This is a genomic window from Collimonas fungivorans, assembly GCF_028292705.1.
Taxonomy (GTDB): Bacteria; Pseudomonadota; Gammaproteobacteria; order Burkholderiales; family Burkholderiaceae_D; genus Collimonas; species Collimonas fungivorans_B.
This window is the reverse complement of record NZ_JAQGLV010000215.1, coordinates 1-7,840: the sequence shown is the minus strand read 5'-3', so window position 1 is coordinate 7,840 and position 7,840 is coordinate 1. Positions and strand designations below refer to the sequence as shown.

Below are 7,840 nucleotides of genomic sequence, written 5' to 3'. Positions count from 1 at the left end.
CAAAAAAAATCCCTGCCGGCGCTAAGCCTGCAGGGTGAATCCTTCCATCGCAGGAAAGAGGAGACGTCAAAAATTCCGATAACAGCTTTTACAGGCCGTTCAGACCCATCCAGGCCAGAACGCGCGTTGCCATGGCACGCAGCCATTGCAGCACCGCGAAAGTCGGGAAACCGTCTTCGTCATGGTAAATGTATTGGTGCATGGCAAACTCCTCGTGGTTATTAACAATAATCAATCGCGACCGGCCAGCAATCGCAGCTCGGCAGCCAGGTTAGGCTGGCTGGAGGCATGGTCGTTAGCCATGCGGCGTATCAATTGCTGTCCTTTGAACTTGCTGCGGGCAATCCGCTGTTCCAGTGATTTGCGCGGCTTGATCAACATCAGTGCTGCGCGCAAAATTCCCATCCAGAGCGGTTTGAAATACACCATCAAGGTCGCCAGCGCTCCCAGCCCCAGCAATGGCCGCAATGCGGCGGCAGCGGCAGCAAGCAGCGCCGATGCGTCGAACAAAGCGATTTCAGCCGGCAGGGCAAAAGCGAATACAGACATAACAACTACTCTTTCTTGATGATGTTGCATTGCAGTATATTCACTACTTAGGAAGCTATCCAATTCTGATTTTGGATATCAGTTATGTGTTCAACGAATAATGTTCGGTCGCGGCTGAAGAACGTCACTCGTGTCGTCGTTAAGACAATTTGTGTAAGATAAAGCACGACGGGCAAGGGACGGTTTGCCTTGGTTTCAACTCGGCAATAATTGCGCATCTGAGACATAATCCAGCTTGATATGCGTTTTATGTTGTGGCGCAATATTTTTGCCACACTTGAAATCTGTCATTGCGCTTTCATATAACAGTTATAAAATCTGTGAATGTTGCTTCCAGCTAAATTGCCGGCGCCATATTCCGTCTAAAAATAATTAACGATAGATCCAACCATGAGCTTCCTGACGCTTGACCTGAACCTGCTGCGTGTCTTCGACGCCGTCATGACCGAGCAGAACCTGACGCGCGCCGCCAGCCGGCTGGCGATGACCCAGCCGGCCGTGTCGAACGCCTTGAAACGCCTGCGCGACACCCTCAACGACGAGCTGCTGATCCGCACCGCGCACGGCGTCAAGCCGACCCAGCATGCCGAAGAATTGTGGCCGGTGGTCCGGCGCGCGCTGACCGACCTGGAAACCGCGATCACGCCGGAGACGTTCGATGTCTCGCGCGCCCATACCACTTTCCAGATGGCGATGGCGGATGCTACCGCCGCGCTGTGGCTGCCGGGGCTGGTGCGCACCATCGAACGCGATGCGCCGCAGCTGAACCTGCGCATGGTGCCGCTGACCACCCGCGATCCGCGCCAGATGCTGCTACGCGGCGATGTCGACCTGGCGGTGGGATTTTTCCCCGGCGTCGCGGCGCAGCTTGCCGGCGGCCAGACCACCAGCGCCTCGCCGATCCACCATGAGCGGCTGTACACCGGCGAATACGTCTGCGTGATGCACAAGAACCATCCGCTGGCCAATCAGGTGCTGACCCTGGACAATTACTGCGCTTCGCATCATTTGCTGGTCAGTTTTTCCGGCCGGGCGCATGGCCTGATCGATGAAACCCTGGCGGCGATGGGACGCGAACGGCGCATCCTGCTGACCGTCAACCAATTCTTCACTGCCGGCCGGGTGGTCGCCAGTTCCGACCTGCTGACGGTCTTGCCGCGCCACCTGATCGGCGCCACCGGCATGACCGGAGAACTGGTGGCGCGCGAGCTGCCGTTCCCGACGCCGGCGGTCCATGTCGATATGCTGTGGCACGAACGGGATTCCCGCAATCCGGCGCACAAATGGTTGCGCGCGCATTTGAGCGAAACCGCCCACGAGAAATTCAGCCTGATCGATCCGGAAGACGAAGACTAAATACGGTTCAGGACGGCGCGGCCGCCGTCTCTCGCTGGAACTGCGACAGCTGCCGGTACTGCTGCTCCAGCTGCTTGGGAATAGCCGCATAGATCGGCCACAAGCGGCGATACAGCGCGACGTTTTCTGCAATCGGCACATGGCGGTGGGTGGAGCCGACCATGCCGCCGATGACTTCCAGCGAATCGACTTTGCCCAGCGCGTACAGGCCGAGCACGGCGGCACCAAGGCAGGACGATTCGACGCTTTCCGGCACCACCACTTCACGCTCGAAAATATCCGCCATCATCTGCCGCCACAACGGCGAACGGGCGAAACCGCCGGTCGCCATCATGTGGGTGGTCGGCCCGATCAGGTCCTCGACTGCCGGCAGGATGCTGTACAGGCTGAAAATCACGCCTTCCAGCGCGGCCCGGATCATGTGCGGCTTGCCGTGATGGGTCGCCAGGCCGAAATAGGAACCGCGCGCATCGGCATTCCATAACGGCGCGCGTTCGCCCGCCAGGTAAGGATGGAACAGCAATCCTTCGGCGCCGGCGCTGACGCCCTCGGCGATTTTGGTCAAGGCATCGTAAGGATCGAGGCCGGCAGCCTTGGCGGCGGCGGCTTCGGCGGTCGCCAGCTCGTCGCGCACCCAGTGGAAAATGCTGCCGCCATTGTTGGTGGGGCCGCCGACCACCCAGTGCTTGGCGGTCAGGGCATAACAGAAAGTGCGGCCGGAGGGATCAGTCAGCGGCTTGTCGATCACGGTCCGCATCGCTCCCGAAGTGCCGATGGTGACCGCAACCTGGCCCGGGCCGATGGCATTGACGCCGAGGTTGGACAGCACGCCGTCGTTGGCGCCGATCACGAACGGCGTCGCCGGCGCCAGCCCCAGCTGCTGCGCCATGGCCGGCGCCAGGCCGCTCAGTTGGTGGGTGGTCGGCACCAGTGTCGACAATTGCTGCGGACCGATGCCGAGCAGCTCCAGCGCGCCTTGGTCCCAGTCCAGCTGCTGCAGGTTGAACATGCCGGTGGCGGAGGCGATCGAATGATCGACCAGCCACTCGCCGAACAGGCGGTACAGCACATATTCCTTGACGCCGACAAACCGCGCGGTGCGCGCAAACAACTGTGGCTGGTCGTGGCGCAGCCACATGATCTTGCATAGCGGCGACATCGGATGGATAGGGGTGCCGGTGCGCAGGTAGATTTCATGGCCGCCGAGCTCGTCGCGGATGCGGTTGGCCCATGCGCCGGCGCGGTTGTCGCCCCAGGTGATGCTGTTGCTCAGCAGCGCGCCGTCCTGGCCGACCGCGATCACGCTATGCATGGCGGCGCTGAAGGACACCAGCTTTATCTGTGCGGCCTCGACGCCGTTCTTGGCGGCTGCGTTGCCCACCGCATTCTTGATCGCGCTCAGCACCGCGTCGTAAATCTGCAGCGGATCTTGCTCGGCCATGCCCGGCGTGGTGCACAACAGGGGGTATTCCACCGCGTGCTGCGCCACTACCTGTCCCTGGGTGGTGAACAGCACCGCCTTGGTGCTGGTGGTGCCGATATCTACGCCGAGCATGTATTCTGGCTGGTGTTGCATGAACTACCTCGTGATGAAATGAGTAAGCGATTGGCAATGAGCAGCTATCCTGCCTGGACAGCCGTGCGCCGCACCCGTTTCATTGTAGTACTTGCCGGCGGCGGCGCGTGGCCGCAATCATACACCAGATGTTAGCGCTAACATTGCGTCGCCGATACAACGGAAAGCAATATTGCATACTGCTAGTACCCTTACTCCAAGGAAACTATAACAATGCGGCATGGCTTGCGTGTAACATTGCTTACGCTAGCCAAATGAACAAGATTCCATTGCCCGGCATACATGACTGGAATCTGGCTGAATAATGAATAAGCTGGCAGCAGCGAGCTAAATGTAAAGAGACCATTAAATGCCATCGTTACCATGACCAGCCAGGAACTCAAGCCACAACGCCACAGCCGCGCCAGCGGCAGGGTCACCATCGTCGACGTCGCGCGCCTGGCGCGCGTCAGCCCGATGACGGTATCGCGCGCGCTGAAAACCCCGGCGCTGGTGCAGCTGGAAGCGCGCGACCGGATTGCGGCGGCGATCAAGCAGCTCGGGTACGTGCCGAACCAGGCCGCCAGCACGCTGGCGTCGGCCAAGTCGCAGGTGATCGGCGTGATCGTGCCGTCGCTCAGCAATTCGGTATTTGTGGACACGCTGACCGGGATCCGCGACAGCCTGAACCAGCACGGCTACAAATTCCTGATCGGCGAAAGCAGCTATTCGGCGGACAAGGAAAGCCAGCTGATCAGCACTTACCTGGCGCATGCGCCGGACGGCTTTTTGCTGAGCGGCATAGAACAGCAGGATGCGCTGCGCGAGCAACTGGCGACGCACAATGTGCCGGCCGTGCGCATGTTCGACCTGAACCCGGAAAGCAGCGAGGTCACGGTCGGTTTTTCACATGAAGAAGCGGGCTACAGCATCGCCCGCCACCTGATTGAACGCGGCTACCGCCAGCCCGGCTTCCTCGGCGCCCAACTCGATCCGCGCATGATGAAACGCCGCCACGGCTTTCGCAAGGCTTTGTCGGAAGCCGGCATCAACGCCGATATCGAAGTGCTGACGCCGGCGCCGTCGACGGTGGAACTAGGCACCAAGATGCTGGGCCAGATCCTGCAGCAGACGCCGGCCTGCGATGCGGTGTTCTGCTGCAACGATGACCTGGCGCTGGGCGTCTTGTTCGAGTGCCAGCGGCGCGGCCTGTCGGTGCCGGGCCAGATGGCGATCGCCGGTTTCAACGATTTGCCGTGGTCGGCCTTCGCCAATCCCGGCATCACCACGATAGTCACGCCGCGCTACGACATCGGCTTTACTGCCGCCCAGTTATTGATCAAGCTGCTCAGGCACGAGACGCCGGAAACCACCAGCGTCGACCTCGGCTTCAAGCTGGCGATACGCAGCAGCACCTGAGCAGGAAAGCAGCGGGGCCCGATGACTCGGGGCCCGGGACCTGGCCGATTCTCAGCGAATCGGCAGTTTTGTAGTGTGCTTGACCTCTTCCATCACCGCGTAAGTGTGCGTCTCGCGCACACCCTTGAGCTGCAGCAGCGACTTGCCGAGAAACTCGCGGTAGGCGTTCATGTCCTTGACGCGCGCCTTGACCAGGTAATCGAAACCGCCGGCCACCATGTGGCACTCCAGCACCTCGGGAATGATTTGCACGCTCTGGCTGAACGCTTCGAATACTTCCGGCGTGGTGCGGTCCAGCACCACTTCGATAAACACCAGCAAGGCGACGTCCAGCAGCTGCGGATTGAGCTGGGCGGTGTAGTGCAGGATGTAGCCGGCTTCCTGCAGTTTGCGGACGCGCTCCAGGCAGGCGGCGGGTGACAAGTTGACGCGGGCAGACAGGTCGACATTGCTGATGCGACCATCATTCTGCAATTCGGCCAGGATTTTCTTGCTGATCTTGTCAAGCATGCACTATCTTCCGAAAAATTTTATTCGGTTAAATTTTCTCACCAATAACAAAATTTTGATAGCGGCCATTATTACCAGAATTAATCCATGCCGATGCCGCCTACAATCGAACAACTTCACATTCCCGCACTGTTAAACGGGTCGCCGTGATCGATGCTCTAAATAATGCTCTAAAGCAAATTAACAAAACCAATATCCTCACCGAGACAACCGCCATGCCGCCGCTACAGCCGTCATCCAAGCCCGACCTTACTTCTTCCGCCATGTTCAGCCCGGCATTCACCGTCTTCCACCAGGAAGTCATGATCGAGCCGACGCCATTGCGCGCCGCCATCACCGCCGCTTACCGGCGCGACGAAACCTTGGCCGTGCAATGGCTGCTGGCGCAAGTGCAAACCAGCGCCGGCTCGCATGCCGCCAGCCAGGCGCTGGCGCGCAAGCTGGTGCAGGCGGTGCGCGAAAAACGCACGCGCGCTTCCGGCGTCGACGCCTTGATGCATGAATTCTCGCTGTCGTCGGAAGAAGGCGTGGCGCTGATGTGCCTGGCCGAGGCGCTGTTGCGCATTCCAGACCACCAGACCGCCGACCGCCTGATCGCCGACAAGATCAGCAAGGGCGACTGGGGCAGCCACCTGGGCGAATCGCCGTCGCTGTTCGTCAACGCCGCCACCTGGGGTTTGCTGATCACCGGCAAGCTGGTCGCCACCAATAGCGAACGCGGCCTCGGTTCGGCGCTAACCAAGCTGATCGGCCGCGGCGGCGAACCGCTGATCCGCAAGGGCGTCGATGTCGCCATGCGCATGCTGGGCAACCAGTTCGTCACCGGCCAGACCATCGCCGAAGCGCTCGGCAACAGCCGCGACAATGAAAAACGCGGCTACCGCTATTCCTACGATATGCTCGGCGAAGCCGCCTTGACCGAAGAAGATGCGGCCGCCTACTACCGTTCGTATGAAGACGCGATCCATGCCATCGGCAAGGCATCGAACGGGCGCGGCATCAAACAGGGTCCGGGCATCTCGGTGAAATTGTCGGCGCTGCATCCGCGTTATTCGCGCGCGCAGCGGCAACGCACCATGGAAGAATTGCTGCCGCGCCTGAAACAGCTGCTGCTGCTGGCCAAGCAATACGATATCGGCCTCAACATCGACGCCGAAGAAGCCGACCGCCTGGAACTGTCGCTGGACCTGATGGAAGCGCTGGCGTTCGACCCCGAACTGGCCGGTTTCGAGGGCATCGGTTTTGTGGTGCAAGGCTACCAGAAACGCTGTCCTTTCGTGATCGACTACCTGGTCGACCTGGCGCACCGCAGCGGCCGCAAGTTCATGGTGCGGCTGGTCAAGGGTGCGTATTGGGATTCCGAAATCAAGCGCGCGCAAGTCGACGGCTTGCCCGGTTTCCCGGTATACACGCGCAAGGTGTACACCGACGTTTCCTACCTGACCTGCGCCCAGAAACTGCTGGCGTCGACCGATGTCATCTATCCGCAGTTCGCCACACATAACGCGCATACACTGGCGACCATCTACAGCTGGGCGCAGGAAAAAAAGATCACCGACTACGAGTTCCAGTGCCTGCACGGCATGGGCGAAACCCTGTACGACCAGGTGGTCGGCAAAGACATGCTGGACAAGCCTTGCCGGATTTATGCCCCGGTCGGTTCGCACCAGACGCTGCTGGCTTACCTGGTGCGGCGCTTGCTGGAAAACGGCGCCAATTCTTCGTTCGTGAACCAGATCGTCGACGAAAGCGTGAGCATCAATTCGCTCATCGCCGATCCGCTGCAAGCCGCGCAACAGCTGGGCGGCGAGCCGCATCCGCAGATCGCCCTGCCGCCCGCCATGTACGGCGCGGAGCGCAAGAATTCGGCCGGCCTGGACCTGAGCAGTGAAGATGTGCTGCGTCAGATCGACAGCGCTTTCAGCGTGTTCGGCAAGCAGCAATGGCATGCTGCTCCTATGCTGGCAGAACCACAAAATTACAGCCAGGCTGCGCGTCCGGTTTTGAATCCGGCCGACCAGCGCGACGTAGTGGGCAGTGTGGTCGAAGCCAGCGTGGCCGATGTCGACAAGGCTTTGCATGCCGCCAGCGTCTACGCCATGGATTGGCAAACCCTGCCGCCGGCGGAACGCGCCGACAAACTGGAACGCGCCGCTGCCTTGTTCGAAGTCCACCAGCTGGAACTGATTGCACTGGCTATCCGCGAAGCAGGAAAATCATTGCCGAACGCGATTGCCGAAGTACGCGAGGCAGTCGACTTCCTGCGCTACTACGCAGCGCAAGTGCGGCATACCCAGAATGCGCTGGCGCTGGGGCCGGTAGTTTGCATCAGCCCGTGGAATTTCCCGCTGGCGATTTTCATCGGCGAAGTCAGCGCAGCGCTGGCAGCCGGCAATGTGGTGCTGGCGAAACCGGCCGAACAGACGCCGCTGATCGCCGCCCGCGCGGTGC

Annotated in this window: 6 protein-coding genes; 3 read left to right on the top strand and 3 right to left on the bottom strand. The window is 60.5% G+C overall.

Annotated elements, in window-relative coordinates; translation table 11 throughout:
* Positions 1-231: 231 nt before the first annotated feature.
* A complete protein-coding gene (locus JWQ61_RS12140) occupies positions 232-549 on the bottom strand; it encodes a hypothetical protein (protein ID WP_304360752.1) in 318 nt (105 codons plus the stop codon).
* A gap of 390 nt (positions 550-939) precedes the next feature.
* Between JWQ61_RS12140 and JWQ61_RS12135 the strand changes: the two genes are divergently transcribed.
* Entirely contained in the window at positions 940-1,905 is a 966-nt protein-coding gene (locus tag JWQ61_RS12135; protein ID WP_304360751.1) for a LysR family transcriptional regulator, read from the top strand.
* A gap of 7 nt (positions 1,906-1,912) precedes the next feature.
* Here JWQ61_RS12135 and gntK read toward each other — a convergent pair whose 3' ends face one another.
* On the bottom strand, positions 1,913-3,481 hold the full coding sequence (gene gntK, locus JWQ61_RS12130) for a gluconokinase (RefSeq protein WP_304360750.1): 1,569 nt from the start codon (positions 3,479-3,481) through the stop codon (positions 1,913-1,915).
* 363 nt (positions 3,482-3,844) lie between these two features.
* Between gntK and JWQ61_RS12125 the strand changes: the two genes are divergently transcribed.
* Entirely contained in the window at positions 3,845-4,879 is a 1,035-nt protein-coding gene (locus JWQ61_RS12125) for a LacI family DNA-binding transcriptional regulator (protein ID WP_304360749.1), read from the top strand.
* Between the two features lie 51 nt (positions 4,880-4,930).
* Here the strand turns inward: JWQ61_RS12125 and JWQ61_RS12120 are convergent, their stop codons facing one another.
* Positions 4,931-5,389 (bottom strand): Lrp/AsnC ligand binding domain-containing protein, encoded by a 459-nt coding sequence (locus tag JWQ61_RS12120; RefSeq protein ID WP_014008389.1) that lies wholly within the window; start codon positions 5,387-5,389, stop codon positions 4,931-4,933.
* 263 nt (positions 5,390-5,652) lie between these two features.
* On the opposite strand from JWQ61_RS12120, the gene putA reads away from it, so the two are divergent.
* On the top strand, positions 5,653-7,840 hold a 2,188-nt coding region (gene putA, locus JWQ61_RS12115; RefSeq protein ID WP_304360753.1), incomplete at its 3' end, for a bifunctional proline dehydrogenase/L-glutamate gamma-semialdehyde dehydrogenase PutA.

Coding starts and splice junctions, on each gene's coding strand:
- JWQ61_RS12140 (WP_304360752.1), bottom strand. CDS start 549: ATGTCTGTATTCGCTTTTGCCCTGCCGGCTGAAATCGCTTTGTTCGAC.
- JWQ61_RS12135 (WP_304360751.1), top strand. CDS start 940: ATGAGCTTCCTGACGCTTGACCTGAACCTGCTGCGTGTCTTCGACGCC.
- gntK (WP_304360750.1), bottom strand. CDS start 3,481: ATGCAACACCAGCCAGAATACATGCTCGGCGTAGATATCGGCACCACC.
- JWQ61_RS12125 (WP_304360749.1), top strand. CDS start 3,845: ATGACCAGCCAGGAACTCAAGCCACAACGCCACAGCCGCGCCAGCGGC.
- JWQ61_RS12120 (WP_014008389.1), bottom strand. CDS start 5,389: ATGCTTGACAAGATCAGCAAGAAAATCCTGGCCGAATTGCAGAATGAT.